This is a genomic window from Paucibacter sp. M5-1, from assembly GCF_027498415.2.
Classification (GTDB): domain Bacteria; phylum Pseudomonadota; class Gammaproteobacteria; order Burkholderiales; family Burkholderiaceae_C; genus Roseateles_E.
The window spans coordinates 150,635-170,469 of sequence record NZ_JAPZLM020000001.1; the positions used below are offsets into that span (position 1 = coordinate 150,635).

At 67.4% G+C, this 19,835-nt stretch carries 22 protein-coding genes; 3 read left to right on the top strand and 19 right to left on the bottom strand.

Features of this window, described 5'->3' with window-relative positions; translation table 11 throughout:
* The first annotated feature begins 213 nt into the window (after positions 1–213).
* Positions 214–807, top strand: coding sequence for a hypothetical protein (locus O5M90_RS00740; RefSeq protein ID WP_262973501.1), 594 nt, complete (start codon positions 214–216; stop codon positions 805–807).
* Positions 800–1,750: a relaxase/mobilization nuclease domain-containing protein gene (locus O5M90_RS00745; protein ID WP_262973500.1), complete on the top strand. Its 951-nt coding sequence runs from the start codon at positions 800–802 to the stop codon at positions 1,748–1,750. Before O5M90_RS00740 ends, O5M90_RS00745 begins: the two co-directional genes overlap by 8 nt.
* Before the next feature lie 674 nt (positions 1,751–2,424).
* Here O5M90_RS00745 and feoB read toward each other — a convergent pair.
* The 7 genes from feoB to O5M90_RS00780 form a co-directional block, all read right to left on the bottom strand.
* Positions 2,425–4,314 (bottom strand): ferrous iron transporter B, encoded by a 1,890-nt coding sequence (feoB, locus tag O5M90_RS00750; protein WP_262973498.1) that lies wholly within the window; start codon positions 4,312–4,314, stop codon positions 2,425–2,427.
* A complete protein-coding gene (locus O5M90_RS00755; RefSeq protein ID WP_262973497.1) occupies positions 4,307–4,603 on the bottom strand; it encodes a FeoA family protein in 297 nt (98 codons plus the stop codon). The genes feoB and O5M90_RS00755 overlap by 8 nt, the downstream gene beginning before the upstream one ends.
* A 2-nt stretch (positions 4,604–4,605) precedes the next feature.
* Positions 4,606–4,956 carry an ExbD/TolR family protein gene (locus O5M90_RS00760; protein ID WP_269841798.1) on the bottom strand — a complete coding sequence of 117 codons (351 nt, stop codon included), beginning with the start codon at positions 4,954–4,956 and terminating at the stop codon, positions 4,606–4,608.
* A gap of 221 nt (positions 4,957–5,177) precedes the next feature.
* Positions 5,178–5,861, bottom strand: a complete 684-nt coding sequence (locus O5M90_RS00765; RefSeq protein WP_440402503.1) for an anaerobic ribonucleoside-triphosphate reductase activating protein — start codon at positions 5,859–5,861, stop codon at positions 5,178–5,180.
* 2 nt (positions 5,862–5,863) lie between these two features.
* Positions 5,864–6,049, bottom strand: a complete 186-nt coding sequence (gene nrdD / locus O5M90_RS00770) for an anaerobic ribonucleoside-triphosphate reductase (RefSeq protein ID WP_262973494.1) — start codon at positions 6,047–6,049, stop codon at positions 5,864–5,866.
* Entirely contained in the window at positions 6,046–8,106 is a 2,061-nt protein-coding gene (locus O5M90_RS00775; protein WP_269841797.1) for a ribonucleoside triphosphate reductase, read from the bottom strand. Before O5M90_RS00775 ends, nrdD begins: the two co-directional genes overlap by 4 nt.
* A 113-nt stretch (positions 8,107–8,219) precedes the next feature.
* Entirely contained in the window at positions 8,220–8,627 is a 408-nt protein-coding gene (locus O5M90_RS00780; protein WP_262973493.1) for a ribonucleotide reductase subunit alpha, read from the bottom strand.
* Between the two features lie 100 nt (positions 8,628–8,727).
* On the opposite strand from O5M90_RS00780, the gene O5M90_RS00785 reads away from it, so the two are divergent.
* On the top strand, positions 8,728–9,171 hold the full coding sequence (locus O5M90_RS00785; protein ID WP_262973492.1) for a putative zinc-binding protein: 444 nt from the start codon (positions 8,728–8,730) through the stop codon (positions 9,169–9,171).
* On the opposite strand, the gene O5M90_RS00790 is transcribed toward O5M90_RS00785, so the two are convergent.
* From O5M90_RS00790 to O5M90_RS00845, 12 genes are all read right to left on the bottom strand, one after another.
* Positions 9,131–9,523: a SirB2 family protein gene (locus tag O5M90_RS00790; RefSeq protein WP_262973491.1), complete on the bottom strand. Its 393-nt coding sequence runs from the start codon at positions 9,521–9,523 to the stop codon at positions 9,131–9,133. The two genes, O5M90_RS00785 and O5M90_RS00790, sit on opposite strands and share 41 nt — an antisense overlap.
* Positions 9,524–9,533: 10 nt before the next feature.
* Positions 9,534–10,733 (bottom strand): NnrS family protein, encoded by a 1,200-nt coding sequence (locus O5M90_RS00795; protein WP_262973610.1) that lies wholly within the window; start codon positions 10,731–10,733, stop codon positions 9,534–9,536.
* On the bottom strand, positions 10,733–11,839 hold the full coding sequence (locus tag O5M90_RS00800) for a hypothetical protein (RefSeq protein ID WP_262973490.1): 1,107 nt from the start codon (positions 11,837–11,839) through the stop codon (positions 10,733–10,735). Before O5M90_RS00800 ends, O5M90_RS00795 begins: the two co-directional genes overlap by 1 nt.
* A complete protein-coding gene (locus O5M90_RS00805; RefSeq protein WP_262973489.1) occupies positions 11,836–12,165 on the bottom strand; it encodes a metal-sulfur cluster assembly factor in 330 nt (109 codons plus the stop codon). The genes O5M90_RS00800 and O5M90_RS00805 overlap by 4 nt, the downstream gene beginning before the upstream one ends.
* Entirely contained in the window at positions 12,162–12,626 is a 465-nt protein-coding gene (locus O5M90_RS00810) for an Rrf2 family transcriptional regulator (protein WP_262973488.1), read from the bottom strand. The genes O5M90_RS00805 and O5M90_RS00810 overlap by 4 nt, the downstream gene beginning before the upstream one ends.
* Before the next feature lie 9 nt (positions 12,627–12,635).
* Positions 12,636–14,900: a nitric-oxide reductase large subunit gene (locus O5M90_RS00815; RefSeq protein WP_440401772.1), complete on the bottom strand. Its 2,265-nt coding sequence runs from the start codon at positions 14,898–14,900 to the stop codon at positions 12,636–12,638.
* Positions 14,901–14,937: 37 nt separating this feature from the next.
* Complete coding sequence (locus O5M90_RS00820) at positions 14,938–15,213, bottom strand: DUF2249 domain-containing protein (RefSeq protein WP_262973486.1); 276 nt, start codon at positions 15,211–15,213, stop codon at positions 14,938–14,940.
* Positions 15,214–15,317: 104 nt separating this feature from the next.
* Positions 15,318–15,734: a ubiquinone anaerobic biosynthesis accessory factor UbiT gene (gene ubiT, locus O5M90_RS00825; protein WP_262973485.1), complete on the bottom strand. Its 417-nt coding sequence runs from the start codon at positions 15,732–15,734 to the stop codon at positions 15,318–15,320.
* A complete protein-coding gene (locus tag O5M90_RS00830; RefSeq protein ID WP_269841794.1) occupies positions 15,731–16,663 on the bottom strand; it encodes a U32 family peptidase in 933 nt (310 codons plus the stop codon). Before O5M90_RS00830 ends, ubiT begins: the two co-directional genes overlap by 4 nt.
* Before the next feature lie 2 nt (positions 16,664–16,665).
* Complete coding sequence (ubiU, locus tag O5M90_RS00835; protein WP_269841793.1) at positions 16,666–17,679, bottom strand: ubiquinone anaerobic biosynthesis protein UbiU; 1,014 nt, start codon at positions 17,677–17,679, stop codon at positions 16,666–16,668.
* 35 nt (positions 17,680–17,714) lie between these two features.
* The gene (locus tag O5M90_RS00840; RefSeq protein ID WP_269841792.1) at positions 17,715–18,977 is read right to left on the bottom strand and encodes an NnrS family protein; all 1,263 of its coding nucleotides are present in this window, start codon (positions 18,975–18,977) and stop codon (positions 17,715–17,717) included.
* Positions 18,961–19,731 carry a Crp/Fnr family transcriptional regulator gene (locus O5M90_RS00845; RefSeq protein WP_269841791.1) on the bottom strand — a complete coding sequence of 257 codons (771 nt, stop codon included), beginning with the start codon at positions 19,729–19,731 and terminating at the stop codon, positions 18,961–18,963. The genes O5M90_RS00840 and O5M90_RS00845 overlap by 17 nt, the downstream gene beginning before the upstream one ends.
* Between the last annotated feature and the right edge of the window lie 104 nt (positions 19,732–19,835).

The following is a 19,835-nucleotide window of genomic DNA, read 5'->3' on the forward strand; positions in this document are numbered from 1 at the left end:
CTTTGCAGTCCCTTTGCATCGGTCTCGTGGGCTGATGCGGTCGGGGTCGATGCCCTAATGTTCGTCTACAAATCGACGATTTGAGGTGCTGAATTTTGCTAAGAATCAGCGCCTCAAAAGCGCGATTTCGGACCAATACTTGGTCATGGGTTAGTGCAGCGATAGGGGCGAAGGCGCCCCGATGTATTGCACCCATCCGCGATGGAGGTGGCCATGGACAAGTCGAATCGAGAGCTCTTCTGCGTCGACCTGAAAGGGATGCGAGCAGCGCTGCTGGCGCGTGCGCGACTTGAGGGCGTGTCGCGCTCAAACCTCCTGCGGCGCGTGCTGGCTGAGCTGTTGGGTAAAGAGCAGAGGCGCGACCTCGTTCCCGCTGTGCACATCAATCCCGTGAGCCGTGGACCGGTTCGTTTGTCGCTGCGCCTGAGCGCCGCAGACGCCCAACTCATCCGCCTGGCTGCTCGGCAGGCCCGATTGTCACCAGGCGCCTACCTCGTGGGGCTTGTGAGTGAGGTGCCGTCGTTAACCGGAGGAGGAGGGCGGCCTGCGTTGCTGAACGAGCTGCATGCTTCGACAGATGAGCTGGTGACCGTACGCCGGGGACTCCTGCAACTGGCTGCTTTGCTGAGGCACGGGGAAGGTGAGGCAGCGCGCGCATACCGGGACTTGTTGCTGCGGATCGAAGCGCCCATCCTCCGGCACCTGAAGCTGGCCTCGGTGGCCTTGGCTGAGGCCGGGTTGGGCAGGCCAGGATCTCGGGCGGGCTCAGCTGGACGCGCCCGAGCGAGCGGAGAACGTCATGAATGAGCAGCCGCAGTGGATCGACGGCCTGCTAGTGCAATGGGGTGACAGGCTCTTCTATCCACCAAACCGTGTGGTGAGGAGCTTGACCCCCAAGCTCTCGGTGCAGTCCGTCCATCAACGCGCCGACGAGATTCGCCGTCACATCGGGGCGGTGGTGCTGCGGCGCGTACCGCAGGTCATGGTCAAGGTGACAGGGGGCGGGCGCGGCATGAAAGCGATTGCCGCGCACTTTCGCTACATCAGCAAGGCGGGGCGGCTGGAGATCGAAGACGAGCTGGGAATGAAGGCCTCCGGGCGTGAAGCGGTGCGCGAACTGACGGACGCTTGGCGCTATGGCGGGTCGAGGATTCCGGAGGAGGGCCCGCGGCGGGAGGCGCTCAATGTCATGCTGTCGATGCCGCAGGGTACAGATCCGCTGGCCGTGCTGCGGGCGGCCCGGGAGTTTGCACAGATCGAGTTCAAGGACCACCGATACGTGATGGTGCTGCACGATCACCAGGCCAACCCCCACGTGCACCTCAGCGTGCGGATGGAGTCCAAGCATGGGCATCGACTGAATCCGAGGAAGGCGGACTTGCGGCGCTGGCGTGAGCTCTTTGCCGAGCGGTTGAAGGGATGGGGTGTCGAGGCTGGCGCCAGCTCGCGCGCGTCACGAGGAGCCATTAGGGGCTACGAGCCGCTGTGGCGCATTCGTGCTCGCAGTGAGGGACGCCTGCTCGTGGCGGAGCGTAGGCCGAAGATGGAGGCAAAGGCGGCGCCTGCCAAAGCACGCAGCAATGCATGGCAGGCCATCATCCAAGTGCTGGAGTCGTCGGAGGATTCTGCGGATGTGAAGCTGGCAAGTGCGGTTCGTGGCTATATGAAGGGCTGCATGAAACCCACGGCTGTATGCGAGCTACACATCTGGCGCGCGATGGAGTGTGATTGGGAGCGAGTAAGCCGGTGAAACCAACCGCTCGCTGGACCAGCGGACCCCCGGCAGAGCAGCGCATTGCATGGCGTCAGGGTCACGGCGCGGACCATGATCGCGGAGCGTCTCAACTTGTCCCCGGAGATCATTGAAGCTCAGCTCGCGCATGCCGTCTTCGACCCATTGGTACGTGCCAACAATCGCACTCAGTTCCTCAGTCAACGCAGGAAGTTGATGCAGTCGTGGGCAAACTATCTGGATAGGATCCGTGCTGGCGCTGATGTGGTGCCGCTGCGCAGAAGCAGGACCGCCTGAGCATTCGGCATCGAGTACCCCCGATCGTTTGGGTGCAGCGCTGGCTGCAACGCACGCTGATTTTTCGCAGAAGACAGCACTCGCCCTGGCCCGATCCTGGCGCGTGTTTGTTGTCGTTGATCGCTCATCCTCGATTTACCAGCACCACCCAACAGGCGCCCCTGGGCCACCCGTCGTCTGCGGTTGTCGGTCGAGCTCCGGCGAGTGGGCCAGCCTTGGAGGCGCTTGCGAGCTTTCGGCTCATGCCGATAGCTGCGCGTTTGTGAGTTGCCGAGAGTGCGTCAGTCGTAGCCCGAGCGCTGCGGACACAATAGCATGACAACATAGGGGCCTCAGGGCAAAGGGGAGTGGGCTCAGCGCTGGCGGGTGACTCGACCTTCATCCTGAAGCTGCCGTCAACCCGTCGCCCACGAAGTGACCCGATAGGTCACGAATGAGGCCGCGTACGCCAGCACAAACAGATAGCCGGCTGCAATCCAGGCCCAGCGTTTGCCCGCCTCTCGCCGGATGGTGACCAGTGTGGCCAGGCACATCGGTGCAAACACATACCAGGCCAGCAGGGAGAAGGCGGTGGCCAGGCTCCAACCTTGCGCGATCAGCGGCGTGAGCGCGACGGCCGTGTCATCGCTGACTGCGGACAGTGCATAGACGGTGCCCAGGGCGCTGACAGCTACCTCGCGCGCTGCAAGCCCTGGCACCAGCGAGATGCTGATCTGCCAATTGAAACCGATAGGCTCGAACACCACCGCCAGTGCCCGCCCCAGCGTGCCGGCAAAGCTGTATTCAATGGCATTGCCGGCGGCCCCCGCCGGTGGCGCCGGAAAACTTGCAAGCAACCACAGCAGGACCGAGAGCACCAGAATGATCCCGCCGACGCGACGCAGGAAGATCTTCACCCGTTGCCACAAGCCAATGAGCACATTGCGCGCAGTGGGCCAGTGGTAGCGCGGCAACTCCATCATGAGGGTACGCGTCTGGCCACCCGCCGTCAGGCGCTTGAGCACCCAGGCCACTGCCAGAGCGACCATGATGCCGGCAAGGTAGAGCGCAAACAGCACCAACCCCTGAAGTTCTAGGCTACCCAGCACCTGGCGACGCGGCACAAAGGCGCCAATCAGCAACGCATACACCGGCAGCCGCGCCGAGCAGGTCATCAGTGGCGCGATCAGAATCGTCACCAATCTATCCCGGGGGTTGGCGATGGTGCGAGCAGCCATGATGCCCGGGATAGCACAGGCAAAGCTCGAGAGTAGGGGAATGAACGAGCGGCCAGACAGCCCCACACTGCCCATCAGCCGGTCGAGCAAGAAAGCTGCACGTGGCAGGTAGCCTGATTCTTCCAGCACCAGGATGAAGAAGAACAAGATAACGATTTGCGGCAGGAACACCACCACGCCGCCAGCGCCCGAAATCACCCCGCCTACCAGCAGGCTGCGGAGCCAGGTTTCTGGCAGCGCGTTCGACACTCGCTCACCCGCCCAGGCCGTTGCGGATTCGATCCAGCCCATCGGTACCTCGGCCCAAGAAAACACCGCCTGGAATACGAAGAAGAGCAGGGTGGCCAGGATGATCGGCCCTATCACCGGGTGGAGGACGACCCGATCCATCCGGTCACTGGTGGTGTTGGGCACCGCGCTGGCAAGACCGAGCCGTTGCAATGTGCCTCGCACTGCCTCGTGATCGCCCCTAGCATCGTGTTCCAGGGGCTCGCTGCTTGCAGGCTGAGCATCGAGCGACACCGTCTGCCACGCCGAGGGCTGATCCAGCAGGGCTCGCAAGCCTTCCGCCCCTTCTCCATGTACTGCCACCGTCCGAACCACCGGCACGCCCAGTTCGCGCGCCAGCGCGTTGGTGTCAATACGCAGCCCCTGCTGCTCAGCCAGATCGGCCATGTTGAGCGCCACCACGCAGGGCAGGCTCATGCGTTTGACGGCCAGTACCAAACGCAAGTTGCGCCGCAGGTTGGTGGCATCGACCACGCAAATCACCAGGTCGGGCCGTTTTTCGCCGACAGCCTGACCGCGCAACACCTCCACCGTGACGGTCTCATCGGGCGAGCGCGGATTGAGGCTGTAAACGCCCGGCAAGTCCAGGAGTCGCAGTGCTCGCCCAGCGGCGCTGGTCAGGCGGCCCTCCTTGCGCTCCACGGTGACGCCGGCGTAGTTTGCTACCTTCTGATGGCTTCCCGTGAGGCGGTTGAACAGGGCTGTCTTGCCGCAGTTGGGGTTGCCCACCAGCGCCAGCAGCCGACCCGGCGGGTGAAGGTGAATGACGGATTCATGCATGGCTTCTGCCTTCTTCGGCGGGTGGGTTGGCGGTTTCAACCGTCACGCAGGCCGCCTCCTCCCGCCGCAGCGCGAAAGTGGAATCACCCACGCGCACCACCAGCGGGTCGTTTCCGGGTAACCCCCGCGCCAACACGCTCACCCACTCGCCGGGCCAGAAGCCTATCTCTTCCAGTCGCGCGAGCCACTCCGGTGCGCCTGCCGGCGTGCTCAAGCTGACCACTCGCATGGGCCGATGCAGATCCAGCGTGTCCAGTGTGATCGGGATGCGGGTGCTGTTGCTGCGCATCTTCAGTTCCCCGGCTCGGCCACCAAGCCGAGCTTCGGTATGCCCGAGCGCTGCACGGCGGCCATCACCTGCGCCACGCACTCGTATTGCACCTTGCGATCACTACGGGCAATCACCTCGGGCTGCAGACGCTGTGGCGATAGCGTGTGCTGATCTTCGGGCGGGGCATCCAGGGCGTCGTCGCGGCGCACTGAGCGGTAGACCAAGGCGCACAGATCCGGCGCGGCCTGGCCAGAGGATCGGGCGGCGAGCACATGCGCAAGGCTCTGCTGCGTGCGGCCGGCTGCGGTGTGGCGGTCGTTGACTTGGCGTGAGAAAAAACTCAACCGTTCGCGGTAGTAAAGCTCCAGCACGTACAGACCCTGGCAAGGATGAAGGAAACGCCTGGTCCCGTGCGTGAAAACTGGCGGTGGCTGGTCTGCGGCTTCGGCGTAATAGGGACCTTTATTATCCGTAAGGAATGACACGATTGAGCACACTGGACACGCTGAATCGCCACATTGCGGTTGACTTTGATCGACAGCAATAGCTGACGATTGAGGCCTTGCAGCGTCCCGTCAAACCAGGAGCCGGTCTAGCGCTGACAGAAGCTCTCGAACAATGTGGTGATGTCGCAGATCTCCTCGGATGTCAGCGACGTGGCGGGCACTCCATTGATGCTCGCGCGCTGCACTGCCCAATGGCGAACGCCTAGCGCTGCCAGCTTGCGGGCCAATTGCAGCAGCTCGTGCAGAGGGTACAAACTCGGGTGCCAAGTGGTGCGGCACTCATAGGCCACGCCGCTGCTAAGGACCAGCTGTAGCGCCGCTTGGACCTTGGCGCTGCTGCCTGGCACGCCGCTGATCGCATCGATCTTGTCCAGTGGCGCCTTGATGTCCAGGCCCAGCCAGTCGATCAGCGGAAGCACGGCGGCCAGCCGCCCGGGGTAGGCGCCGGCGGTGTGCAGGCCGACCGCGAAGCCGAGCGCACGAACCTCGGCGATGGCCGCAGGCAGGGCGGCCTGCAGTGCTGGTTCGCCGCCAGAGAACACCACGCTGTCGAGCAGGCCGCGGCGGCGCTTCAGAAAGGCCAACACGGCGTCCCATGATTGCGCCGTCGGCGCGTCGGCAAGCAGCAGACCCGGGTTATGGCAATAGCTGCAGCGCCAGGGGCAGCCCTGCAAAAACACCACTGCCGCGAGGCGACCCGGAAAGTCGATCGTGGTCAGTGGCGTCAGGCCGCCAACCCGCAACGTGGCGGCGGCTTGGCTCAGGTGGATGGTCACGCGGCCCTGCGCGGGCCGGGCTCGGCGAAGAAGCGGCGCTCCTCATGCTCGCCCTGCTTGCCGGTGTTGAAACTCGAGACTGGCCGGTGGTAGCCCATTACGCGCGTCCAGACTTCGCAGGGTTGACGCTCATCGTCGCGCAGCGCGATGGCTGTTTCGGTCATCGGGGTAGGGTGGATCATTGCAGAGTCTCCTTGGTGGTTGAACAGGGGATGGAATCGTTGGCGGCGGCCCGGCGGCGCTTCTGTTCGAGCCGCTCTTCATCGCAAGCGGGGCAGAAAGGGTGTTCTCCGGCCAGATAACCATGGCTCGGGCAGATCGAGAAGGTCGGCGTGACCGTGATGTAAGGCAGGCGGAAGCGGCTCAGCGCGCGCCGCACCAGTTCGCGGCACGCAGCGCCACTCGAGACGCGCTCACCCATATAGAGATGCAGCACGGTGCCGCCGGTGTACTTGGCCTGCAGCGCCTCCTGGCGTTCCAGCGCCTCGAAGGGGTCGTCGGTGAAGCCGACCGGCAGCTGCGAGGAGTTGGTGTAGTAGGGACGGTCTGCGCTGCCGGCCTGCAGGATCTCTGGCCAGCGTTTGCGGTCCTCGCGGGCGAAGCGGTAGGTCGTGCCCTCGGCCGGCGTCGCCTCCAGGTTGTAGAGGTGGCCGGTTTCTTCCTGGAACTCGACGATGCGGGCGCGCACATGGTCGAGCAGGCGCAGCGCCAGCGCATGGCCGCGCGCGTCGGTGATGTCGTAGGCGTCGGCGCTGAAGTTGCGGATCATCTCGTTGAGGCCGTTGACGCCCAGGGTCGAGAAATGGTTGCGCAAGGTGCCCAGATAGCGCTTGCTGTAGGGAAACAGGCCCTGGTCCATCAGGCGCTGGATCAGCTCGCGCTTGAGTTCCAGGCTCTGCCTGCCGAACTCAAGAAGTCGGTCCAGCGCAGCCAGCAGGCCAGCCTCGTCGCCGCAGTGCAGATGGCCCAGGCGCGCGCAATTGATCGTGACCACACCGATGCTGCCGGTCTGTTCGGCGCTGCCGAACAGACCGTTGCCGCGCTTGAGCAGCTCGCGCAGGTCCAGCTGCAGCCGGCAGCACATCGAGCGCACCATATTCGGCTCCAGCTCCGAGTTCACGAAGTTCTGGAAGTAGGGCAGGCCGTACTTGGCCGTCATCTCGAACAGTGCGGCGGCGTTCTCGGATTCCCAGGGGAAATCGGGTGTGATGTTGTAGGTCGGGATCGGGAAAGTGAAGACCCGGCCTTTGGCATCGCCGGCCGTCATCACGTCGATGTAAGCGCGGTTGATCATGTCCATCTCGAGCTGCAGATCGCCGTAGGAAAACGGCATCTCCCGGCCGGCAATCACCGGCACCTGCTCGCGCAGGTCCGCTGGGCAGGTCCAGTCGAAGGTCAGGTTGGTGAAGGGCGTCTGCGTGCCCCAGCGCGAGGGCACGTTGAGGTTGTAGACCAGCTCCTGGATGCACTGGCGCACCTCGGCGTAGCTCATGCGATCGGCACGCACAAAGGGCGCCATATAGGTATCGAAGGAAGAGAAGGCCTGCGCACCGGCCCACTCGTTCTGCAAGGTGCCGAGGAAATTGACGATCTGGCCGACCGCCGAGCTCATGTGTTTGGGGGGGCCGGCCTCGACCTTGCCCGGCACGCCGTTCAGGCCTTCGTGCAAGAGCGTGCGCAGCGACCAGCCGGCGCAGTAGCCGCTGAGCATGTCGAGATCGTGGATGTGCAGGTCGCCGTCTCGATGGGCCTGGCCGATCTCGGGTGCATAGACATGCGAGAGCCAGTAGTTGGCCGTCATCTTGCCGGACACATTGAGGATCAGGCCGCCCAGCGAATAGCCCTGGTTGGCATTGGCGTTGACGCGCCAGTCGTCGCGGTTCAGGTACTCGTTGATCGAGCGCTCGACATCCACCAGGGTCTTGCGATCCTCACGCAGCCGCGCATGCTGCTCGCGGTAGACGATGTAGGCGCGCGCGGTCTTCAGATGATTGGACGCGATCAAGGTCTGCTCGACGATGTCCTGGATCTGCTCGACGCCGGGTGCCTGACCGTGGAAGCGGTGCGCCAGCACCTTCAGCACGCTGGCGCACAACAAGGCCTGTTCGTCGGCGCCGTACTCGCCGCTGGCAATGCCGGCGCGTTGCAGTGCCAGCGCGATCTTCTGGGCGTCGAAGGCCGCGTGGCGCCCATCGCGCTTGAGAACCTGGGCGGGAAGGCTGGCATGGATGTTTGACATGGATGGTTCTGAACACTAGATATGGTGCGCAGCCTATCCTTCAAACACTAAATGTGGATTTGCGCTGACGCAAACTCCCGATTCGAACTGGCGCCGCAGGCGCCACGGCGGGGTCAGCCGAAACTCAGCGGGCGGCCTTCGATGTCCAGTGCCAGCAACCCCTCAAGCTGGCCGCTGCGGATGCGCTCGACCATGGTGCGCAGCGCCTGCTCGATGCGGGCCTCGGTCGCCGGCTTGCCGCCCTGGCCGGACAGGGCGGCGATGAAGACAACCTGCCAGGGTGGCCCGGCCTTGGCGGACTCGGCACGCAAGGCCTCGAAGCTGCCGAGCTCTGCAGGCGCCTTGTCCACGCAGACCCGTGGTGAGAGCGTGCCGCCCTGGCCGCTGGCAAAACGCTCACGCTGCTCAGGACTGGGGTCCTCGGGCAGTTCGGCCGTCGTGAAGACGAAGAGCAGTCGCTGGGGCTCGGCCTGGAGGGTGGCGCCGCGCAGGAGCAGCTCGAAAGGTGTGTCGCTTGTCATGGGCGCAAGCGTCGCGCCTGTCGCGTCCAGAGGGTTTGCTCTGGATCAAGACAGCATCGCGGATTCGCTGCGCCAATATCAAAAACTGCGGAAGGTTTGGATGACAAGCAGCACACCCGTCCCCGCCAGGCGCCCACTGCCCCTGGTGTATTCCTGCTCGGGCTGCTCCAGTGCGGCCCAGCTGGCCAACTATCTGGCTCTGCGCCTGGACCGCGAGGGCGAAGCCGAGATGTCCTGCATTTCCGGTGTCGGCGGCAATGTGCGCAGCTTGGTGCGCCGTGCCCGCGATGCGGCTGCCGAGGGCAGGCCCATCATTGCCATTGATGGCTGTGCGCTGGCCTGCGCCAAGCAGTGTCTGGCCGAGCGCAGTGTCGCGCCGACCTGGCATCTGCTGCTGGCATCGTCGGGCGTCGCCAAGCGCTACCACGCCGATTTCGACACTGCACAGGCGGAGCAGATCTATCCGGTGCTGGTCGAGCAGGTGCAGGCGCTGCGTGACGCGCCTATCCCAGGTAGATCCACCACCCCAGCGGGTTCTTGCTGATCGCCACCGAGGCGATCCAGCCGACGGTTGCCAGCGCTGCGAGCCAGGCGGTCGCGCGCAGCGCCAGTGGCCGGCCGGGTTTCAGCGCCAGCATGCCCAGCGCGATATAGAGCAGCAGGCCGAGGAGCTTGGCCAGCAACCAGGGCGCCTCGAGCGGCGATAGCCGCAGCATCCAGGCCAGCGCGAGCGCCGACAGCAGCAGCACCGAGTCGACCAGATGGGGCAAGGTCCTGGCCGGCCGGCTGCCGACCCAGGCAGCGCCCAGCAAGGACCCGAGGCCGCGCGCGAAGAAGCCGCTGACCGAGAGCAGCACGGCGCCCTGGTGCAGGGTCTTGATCGTTAGATAGTCCATGGCCGGATTCTCAGCCCGGCCGGCCATCGAGGCGGGCGCGCGTCAGGATCGGCCAGTAGCGCAGCGCGTAGAGCGCGAAGCCGGCCGACCACAGCGCGGCCGACAGCAGCACCGCGTGGACGGTCTGCGCCGGCGCCAGCAGCGGCCAGCCGACACGCACGACAGCGGCGGCCGCGACCAGCGCGTAGCTCGCCACATCGCCCCGGCTGGCCCGCAGCAGCCGGCCGGTGTGGCCCAGAGCGGTGCGCGTCATCATGCCGATGACCAGCCCGCCGATGGCGCCCAGGGTCAGCGCGTGGGTCGCCAGCGTCGGGGCCAGCAGGCCCAGCGCCGCCAGGCCGCGCAGCAGCAGGTGCAGCGGGATCCACAGATAGGCCAGATGCAGCACCCAGACCAGCGGCGTGCGCAGCGTCTTCAGCGGCTGCCACAGCAGCCAGCGCGCCAGATGGGCGGCCGAGCAGACGCCGGCCAGCAGGGCCAGCGGCAGGCCGCCCAGCCCCAGCCCATCGCCGGCCAGCAGCGCCAGCGTGCCGCCCAGCGCGGCCTGTTCCAGCCAGGGCCGGCGCGTCGCATTGGCGCCGGGCACGCCGTTGTTGGTGAACATCGGGATCACGCGGCCGGCCATCACCGCCATGATGAAGAGTACGACATCGAGCCCCAGCTGGATGCCGACCCAGCCGGGCAGCTGCAGCAGGCCCAGCTGGCTCAGGTGCACGCCGGCCTGGGCCAGAGTCAGCAGCGCCAGCAGGCCGATGAAGAAGTAGTTGCGGTGGTTGCGGGCGGCGATGAAGGGCAGGGCCAGCGCGATCGTGGCCAGCAGCGGGAAGGCGATATTGACCAGGGCTGCCGCCCAGCCCCAGGGCGTCAGCACCAGCACGCGGCCGGCCAGCCACAGCCCCGCCAGTGCGGCCAGCGCGGCACCGGTGGGTGTCGGGCGATTGCTCCAGTTGCGGCCGGCGGTGAACAGAAAGCCCACCAGCACGGCCAGGGTGAAACCGAACAGCATCTCGTGCGCATGCCATAGCGGCCCCTGCAGATAGGCCTGCGATCCCAGCAGACCCGCGAACTGCAGCGCCCACAGCGCGATCGACAGCGCGGCGAAGCCGCTGGCCAGCAGGTAGAAGGGGCGGAAGCCGAGCTGCCAGAGCGCGAAGGCCGGTGCAGCCGCCGGGCGTGGGGGTTCCTCGATCTTGATGAATGACGCAGCCATCATGGCAACTTTCTGGCGCCGGTGGCGCCATGGCGGCGGCGCCACGCGAACGCGGCGCCGATCAGGGTCAGGGCAAACAGTGCGAGGGCGCCGGCATTCAGGCCGGCTCCCCAGGCACGCAGCGAGTCGTTCACGAAGCCACCGCCCAGCCGCAGCAGCAGGGACAGATGCAGAAGCGCCAGCGGCAGGTAGAAGGCCGGTCCGAACTGCAGCTTGATGCGGGCCACGGCCGGCAGGATCACCGGCGCATGGCCCATCATCATGCTGACGATGAAACCCAGCCCCAGCGCATGCAGGGCGGTGTCGCGGGCTGTGTGAAAGCCCAGCGCCGTGGCGGCCCAGGCCAGGCCGGCCAGCGCCAGCCAGACATAGCCGCCGAGCAGGCAGACCGCCATATAGCGGCTCAGGCCCTGGGCGAAGACCGTGCGGCGGGCGATGTCGAACAACAGCAGCCACAGGGCCAGCATCGCGAGGGCGGCGCCATAGAGCAGCGCTGACAGCGCCGCGCCCAGCAGCAGGGCGGCGAGCACCAGATACAGCGAGGCCTCGGCGCCGGGCCGGCGGCGCATCAGCCGCGTCATCTCCAGGCGCTCGGCCGCGATGGTCAGCACCAGGAAGGCGAACCAGCAGCGCAGCACGGCGTCGGCCGCGATGCCGGCCGCAAACAAGGCATTGCCGGCCAGCCAGGCCAGCGCGCCGAGCAGCAGCAGCGCGGTGTGCGCGGCCGGTTGGCGCCGCACGACGACGAGGTTGACCGCGACGAAGGCCAGCGCCGCCAGCGCAGCCAGCCCCGCAGCGGCGGCGCCGTAGCCCAGCAGCCAGCACAGGCCGGCCAGGCCGGACATGAACGGCCCGATGAAGGCGGCGCGGTGGCGCAGCGCCACCGCCCGCTCGATCGCGATCACGGTCCCCAGGAAACCGCCGCTCATCAGCGCCGCGTGCTCGAGGCCGGCGTGGCTCAGCCAGAGGGCATCGCTCAGCGGCAGGCCGGCGCGCAGCAGGCCCCCGGCCACGCCGCCCAGCAGCGACAACGCCACCAGAGCCAGCAGCAGCGGCCGCGCCAGCCGGGCGGATGCCGCAGGATGGAGCGCGCGGCGCGGTCTCACCAGCGCATGAAGCGCTTGGCCCGTTCGCTCATGCGATCGGTGCTCCATGGCGGCTCCCAGACCAGTTCGACCTCGATCGCCAGCGCGGCCGGCACCACCCGGTCCAGCTCGGCCTCGACCTCGTCGATGATGACGTCGGCCACCGGGCAGGCCGCCGAGGTCATCGTCAGACGCACATGGACCTTGTCGGCGCCGACCTCGACGCCGTAGATCAGGCCCACATCGACGATGCTCATCGCCACCTCCGGGTCGACCACGCGGCTCAGCGCGTCGACGAGGGGCTGGCGCAGATCCTCCGGGCCGCTGTAGGGGAAGGGCGTGTTCATGACGACGGACGCGCGGTGCGCGCAGCGGGCTCGATGAACAGCATCCGCGCCAGGGCCTGGCGGTTGTGCACCAGGTCGGCCAGGGTGTAGCGGTCCAGCACCTTGTAGAAGGCATCGACCGCCTCGCCCATCACGTCGCGCAGCTTGCAGATCGGCGTGATGGCGCAATGCCCGCCCTCGGCGCTGAAACACTCGGCGGGCAAGGCCGCGCCCTCGGTCAGGCGCACGACGGCGCCGACGCCGATCAGCTCGGGCGCCAGCCCCAGCTCCAGCCCGCCGCCCTTGCCGCGCACATTGGCCAGCCAGCCGGTCTTGCCGAGAAAATGCACGACCTTGGTCAGGTGGTTCTCCGAGATCGCGAAGCTGGCGGCGATCTCGGCAATGGTGGCGCGCCGGCCCGGCCGGGCGGCCAGGTAGATCAGCACGCGCAGCGCGTAGTCGGTGAAGCTGGTGAGTTTCATGGCGGAGGGTCAGTTCAGGCTCGGTGCCGCGCGGCGCACCGGCTCGGGGGGCGGCCGGCGCAGCAAGCGCATGGCATAGGCCGCCAGCATAAGCGCGCCGGCCGCGAACAGCATGTCACCGGGCACACGCAGCCAGACCAGGGCCTCCATCACCGGCGAGTGGATGATCTCCGGCGAGCGGGCGTACCACAGGCCGCGGCTGACGCTGGCCCAGGCCTGGTAGATGCCGGCCGGCAGCAGCGACAGGAAGACCATCATCGCCAGCCCGAGGTTCAGGCCCCAGAAGGCGGGCTTGAGCAGGTGGTCGGCATGCAGATGGCGCGCATACAGGCCGCGCAGGCAGAACAGCATCAGGCCGATGCCCAGCATGCCGTAGACGCCGAACAGCGCCGCATGGCCGTGGGCCGCCGTCATGTTCAGCCCCTGCACGTAGTACAGCGAGGCGGGCGGGTTGATCGCGAAGCCCAGCACGCCGGCGCCGACGGTGTTCCAGAAACCGACCGCGACGAAGCACAGGATCGGCCACTTGTAGGCGGCCAGCCAGGGCATGGACTTCGAGCGGCGCCAGGTCTGCAGCGCCTCCAGCCCGATCAGGGTCAGCGGCACGACTTCCAGCGCCGAGAACACCGCGCCGACGGCGATCACCGAGGTCGGTGTGCCGGTGAAGTAGAGATGGTGCAGGGTGCCGAGGATGCCGCCGAACAGGAACACGATGGTCTCGGCAATGATGGCGCGGTTGGCGCTGGCCGAGCGCACCAGGCCCAGCTTAGTGAAGATCAGCGCGACCACGGCGGTGGCGAAGACCTCGAAGAATCCCTCCACCCACAGATGCACCAGCCACCAGCGCCAGTACTCGACCATCGAGTAATGGGTGTGCTGGCCCCAGGTCAGCGACGAGGCATAGAAGCCGCCGATGCAGGTGGCCGACAGGAAGACCATCGCGATCAGGCCGCGGGTCTCGGACGGCTTGGTCAGCGCCGGCCACAGCGCGCGGCCCAGCAGCAGGACCCAGAACAGCAGGCCGGCGAACAGCAGCAGCTGCCAGACGCGGCCCATGCTGGTGAACTCCAGGCCCTGATTGCCGAGCCAGAAGCTGAAGTCGACGCCGCGGTGCTGCAGGGTGCCCAGCCAGCCGGTGACGGTGGAGCCGACGACGACGAAGATCAGCGCCCAGAACAGCAGGTCGACGCCGAGCTTCTGCCACTTCGGCTCGCGGCCCGACAGCAGCGGCGCGATGTAGAGGCCGGTGGCCAGCCAGGCGGTGGCGATCCAGAAGATGCCGACCTGGGTGTGGACGGTGCGGCTGACCACATAGGGCAGCAGCTCGGCCAAGGGCAGGCCGAAGAAGCTCTGGCCCTCGACCGCGTAATGCGCGGTGATGACGCCCATCGCGATCTGCAGCAGCATCAGGCCGACGACCGCGAAGAAATACTTGCGGGTAGCCTTCATCGAGGGTGTTGCCACCGCACCCAGCAGCGGATCGGCGCTGGGCGGCTCGGCCTCGGGCTCATGCTTGTTGCTGCCGTGCAGCCACAGCATCGCGGCGATGCCGGCCAGCAGCAGCACGATGCTGACCATGGACCAGATCGCGGCCGAGCTCGACAAGGTGTTGCCGACCAGCGGCTCGTGCGGCCAGTTGCTGGTGTAGGAAAGCCCGGTCTCGCCGGGCCGGTCCGTCACGGCGGCCCAGGAAGCCCAGAAGAAGAAGGCGGTCAGCGCCTGGCGATCGCTGGCCTCGGGCAGGGCGCCGGCCGTCATCGCATACTGCTCGCGCAAGGTGTCGAGTGAGGCGTCGCTGCCGAACAAGGCCTCGTAGTGGGCCGCCACCTCGCGGATGGCCTGGGCCCGCTCGACCGAGACGGTGAGCTTGCCGCTCTCCGCGTCATAGCTGTTGTGGCGCATCTCCTGCTGCAGCGTCGCCTGGATCGCCCCCTGGTCGGCCACGCTCAGGGTCGCGACGGCGCGGAGCTGCTGGCTGCGGATCGCCCGCAGGGCCAGGGCTTCGCGGTGCAGCCAGTCGGCCGACCAGTCGGGCGCCACATAGCTGCCATGGCCCCAGACGGTGCCCAGCTGCTGGCCACCGGCCGCCAGCCAGGCTTGCTGGCCGCGCTGGATCTGCGCGCCGGTGAACAGCACATCGCCCTCGGTGCTGACGACGCTTTTCGGAATCGGCGGCGCCGTCAGATAGATCTGCCAGCCGAGGTAGCCGAGCGCCCCGAACGACAGCACGAAGATTAGGCCCAGCCAGCGCCAGAGCCTGTGGTTGGTGTTCATCGCAAGTTCCTGCGGATAGAAGAGGGGAGCCGTGGGCTCAGGCCTGGCCGCCGCAGCTGCCGCAGCAGGGGCTGTGCGTCGGTGCGTTCTTGGTGATCGCGACGCGCCAGACCTCGGGGCCGCTCTCCAGATAGTCCCAGCGGAAACCGTTGGGCAGCTCGGCCTGGAACTGGTAGTACAGCGGCTTCGGGTCATGGTCGTTGACCAGCTCCATCGCCTGGCCGGCCGGCAGCTGGGCGAAGGTCGAGAAGATCAGCGGGTGGCGTTCGCGCGGGATGATGTGGCGAACGTCGATCAGTGTGGGGTGGCTCATCAGGGCTCCGTGGTGGCTCGTTTCTATAAGGTGTGCAAATTGTGCACCTTTAAAAACAAGCTGTCACCCGCGCCGGTTTGATCTGGCGCAACAGGCCGGCTGGTTCACGCCCACAGCGGCCCGATCGCGTCCAGCGTGTTCTTCAGCACCAGGCCCAGTTCGGTGTCACCCTCCATCACCAGCGCGCGCTCGAAGAACAGACGGTCGGCGTCGTCGCTGCCGCGCAGCAGCCGCCAGTAGCTCGGGGCGGCGGCGGCAATGCGCAGCGCCACTGCGGCGCCTGGCGGTGCGGGTCGGAAGCCGCGCTCGTCGAGCAGCAAAGGCAGCGACAGGCCGAGGTCGATGACATCGATGCGTACGGCCCGGCGCGACAAGGTCGCGCGTGCATCGGCGGGCAGCCGCGGCAATAGCCAGCGGTTCAGCGCCAGCGCCAGCGCCTGGGTCGGTGGTTGCATCGGCAAGCGGCTCAGCACCGGCTTCAAGCGGCCCGTCATCTCGGGGGACAGCAGCAGGCTGATCATGGTTTGACGCTCCAGTCCATGCCGGGCCGGCCACGGGCGAACCCGTTGGCCAGGCCACCGGGCAGCGCCCCAGCCTGCAGGCCTTGCAGCGCCGGGCCGGCCGGCTCGCCGCCATTCATCACGGCCTCGAAGGCCGCGATCACCTCAGCGAAGCGCTGCGAGCTCGGCGAGAGCCGCAGCCGTGACACGCCGGCCGCCCGCAGGATCTCACGCTCGCCGAGCAGGCATTGCTGCGCCGCCGACTGGGTCTGTATGCCGTTCAGCACCAGAAAGGGCGCGCCGTCACTGGTCGACAGCAGCAGGCCGTCGCCGTCGTCGCGGCAGCGGAACTCGCACTGGTCCTTGCTGAGCCGGTGATGGCGGGCTGTGAAGCAGCGCGCCGAGAAGGCCAGCGGCATGCGGCCGTAGGCGAACACCTCGCAGGGCAGGTCCGGCTGCCCGCTATTGACGGCCTGGATCGCGTCCAGCGCCAGCTCGACCGGCGCGACCCAGCGCACGGCGCCCAGGCGCCGATACTCGTCCAGCGCCGCGCGGCTGTAGACATTGATGTGCGGGCCCAGCACGAAGCGGGCACCAAGGCCGTCGAGCATGTTCAGTGCCGAGGCGTCGCCAGCCTCGACCAGGAAATCGCCTTGCTCGGCGATGCGGCGCAGCAGGCGCAGATCGGCCTCGGAGGCAATCAGCGCCTGGGTCGCCAGCACCACCTCCTTGCCGGCGCTGCGCAGGTCCTGCGCCAACGCCAGCCAGTCGGCCAGCTTGATCTCGTGGCGGCGCTCGCAGACCACCTCGCCGAGCACGACGCTGTCGGCCACCGACTCGGCCACCTCGGCATAGAAATGCAGCAAGGCCTCGCGCGGCCAGTAGTACAGCACCGGGCCGATGCTCAGCGCCATCCGGTCCTGGGTGAGGAGGGGGTCAGGGTTTGTCATCGTCATCGCCATGGTCGGTCGTAGGCTCCCAGCGTATGTTGTTGGCCCTCGGCCAGATGGCCCAGCGCGGCGGTCCAGGCCGGCTCGACGCGGTAGCGTTCCGGCGCCGCGGCGGCCGCGTCGATGGCCTGGCGCCAGACCCGCGTGACCTGCTCGACATAGGCCGGGCTGCGCTGGCGGCCCTCGATCTTGACGGCCCGCACGCCAAGGCGCATCAGCTCGGGCAGCAGGGCCAGCGTGTTCAGGCTGGTCGGCTCCTCGATCGCGTAGTCGCGCTGGCCCTTGACCTCGAAGCGGCCCTTGCACAGCGTCGGGTAGCCGCGCGGCTCATCCGGGCCGTAGCGGTCGATCAGCAGCCCGCCCAGCCGCGCCTCGACGCCGTCGGCCGCGTCCTGCCAGCGCACATGGGAAGGCGGCGAGCAGACGCCGGCATTGTTGGGCGACTGGCCGGTCACATACGAGGACAGCGCGCAGCGTCCCTCGACCATCACGCACAGGCTGCCGAAGCCGAACACCTCGATGTCCACCGCGGTGTGGCGCAGCACCTGGCCGACCTGGGACAGGGTCAGCACGCGCGGCAGCACCGCGCGCTGGATGCCGTAGTGGCGGCGGTAGAAGTCGATCGCCTCGTGGCTGCTGGCCGAGGCCTGCACCGACAGATGCAGGCGCAGCTGCGGATGGGTCTTGCAGGCATAGGCCATCACCGCGATATCGCCGACGATCAGCGCGTCGGCGCCCAGCTCGACCGCGGCATCGACGGCGCGGTACCAGGTCGCGACATCGTCGGCGCGCGCATAGGTGTTCAGCGCCATCAGCACCTGGCGGCCGCGCTGATGCGCATAGGCCACGCCCTCGCGCAACTGCTGGTCGTCGAAGTTCAGTCCTGCGAAGTTGCGCGCATTGGTGGCGTTGCGCAGGCCGAGGTAGACGGCGTCGGCGCCGGCATCAATGGCCAGCTTCAGCGCCCGCAGCGAGCCGGCGGGGCAGACAAGTTCGGGGATGGTGGTCGCGCTCATCGCAGCGGGGTTCCTTGCTTCAGTAGGAGAGGGATTCAGTCCGGGCGTCCGTCGGCGCGCGGCAGGCCCCACCAGCGGCCGTAACGCAAGGTCCAGCCCAGGCAGACGGCGCCCCACAGCAGGGCGGCGGCACTCAGCAGCGGTGCTGCCCGGGCGGCGGCGACCAGCGCAGCGGCAATCCGCAGCAGCACGGCCAGTTGCAGCAGCCAGAACAGGCGCCACAGCGTGTCGTCCGCAACCACACTGCGGCCGCTGTGGCCGCTGCTGACGCGACCGACCATGGCCAGCAGGATCGAGCCGAGGAAGCCCATCGTGTAGGCATGCAAGGGCGCCAGGCCCAGCGACTGCATGCCGCCAGCGCTGAGACCCTCGGACAGGCCGTCCAGCAGCAGGGCCAGGCCCAGCCAGACCAGCCCCAGATGCAGCATGGTCAGCAGGCGCGGCCGCAGACTCTGGTGGCGCGCCCACTGCAGCGCCAGCGCCAGCACGGCCAGGCCGGCTGCGGCCTCGATGCCGGCATGCAGCCACAGCAGGCCGTTCGAGCGCGGCGCCAGCAGGGCCCAGCCGCTTTGCAAGCCGAACAGCAGCAGCCAGCCGCGCAGCGGCCAGGCCTTGGCTTTCGGCAGGGCGGCGCTGCCGAAGAAGGGCAGCGTGCGGTGCAGCACGGTGATGAAGGTCAGGCCGCTGAAGCCCCAGAGCGAGGCGCGACTCAGTGCCGGCAGCCGGCCCGCTTCGCCGCTCGCCAAGGCCAGCGCGGCGGCCCACAGCAGCAGAGCGCCGAGGATGCCGGCGCCGCAGACGATCTGTGCGTGCAGACGATCGGTTTCGCCGCTGGCGCGCAGCAGACCCGAAAAACGCCACAGCAAGCCGCTCCAGCCCCAGGCGACAGCCACCAAGCCGAAGCTGCCCAGCACCCGACCCAGTACGGGATCGGGACCGGCGTGAATGGCCAGCAGGAACAGCAGCCAGCCGCACAGCTGAGCCAGCACCGGCGACAGCAGGGCAGCGGCCGGCAGCGGCGTGCAGGCCAGCCAGCGCGGCCCGGCGGTGAACAGGAAACCGGCAAAGAACAGCGGCATGAAGCCCAGGCTCATCAGCAGGCCGTGGGCCGTGGCCGGCGTCAAGTTCCAGGGCAAGACATGACCCTGCAGCCGGGCCAGCATTGCCAGCGCCCACCACAAGGCGCTGCCAGCCAGCAGCAGCGCGGCGGCTGCGAAGCCAAGGCGATGCGGTGCGCTGAGCAAGCGGGCGGCTTGCCAGCGCTCGCCAGGCTTGCCGAGCTCAGGTCTTGGCGCCATGGGCCAGCGCGCCGTTGGACAGGCGTTGCAAGGCCTGTGCATCGCGGACATGAATGCGGTAGCGGTCCATGTCGATGACCTTCATATCGCAGAGCTGGCGCAGCATGCGCGAGAAGGTCTCGGGTGAGGTGCCCAGCTGCGAGGCGATGGCACGCTTGTGCTGGTTCATCACCACCGCCGATGACTGGTCGCTGGTCTGCAGTTCGTCGATCAGCCAGCCGGCGCAGCGTGCCAGCACACTCTTGGCCAACAGGTCATGGGCATCGCCGGAGACGCGGCGCACCCGCTCGGCCACCGCCGCCAGCAGGCTGCGAGCGATCTCCGGCCGCGTCACGAAGGCCTGCTCGACCTCGCGCACCGGCAGCCAGTAGGCGGATACAGCAGTCTCGGCGCGAGCGCTTTCAAGATAGTTGCCGCCTAGCCAGGCGCTCTCGGCATCTATCCAATGGCCGGCATGAATGGTGCGTGTCTGCCGCCATTGCTGCTGTTCGTCGTGGCAACCGACGCCGACCGTGCCATTGACCAGCAGCCACAAGGCGCTGGCCGGTTCGTCGGCCCGGATGAACAAGGTCTTGGCTGGAATCTTCTGGAACTGGCCCAGCTGAGCCAATTCCAGGGCCGCGGCCGCGCTGAGCAGTCCGGGCCGGAAGGCTTTGCTGAGCGTGCCGCACAGGCCTTCGCGACTGTTGTGCGCGGGCACCAGTCGCACGGCCGCTTCGTTCGGATCGGCGAGGCGATGCTGGAAGTGGTTCATGGCAGTCTCCATCGTTCTAGGTTGAGGGCTTGATGAATGTGGCGGGCGCCGCGCATATCAATTTGCGGCAGCGCAAGCCGGTCAGGGTTTTCGTTTGCGCGGCA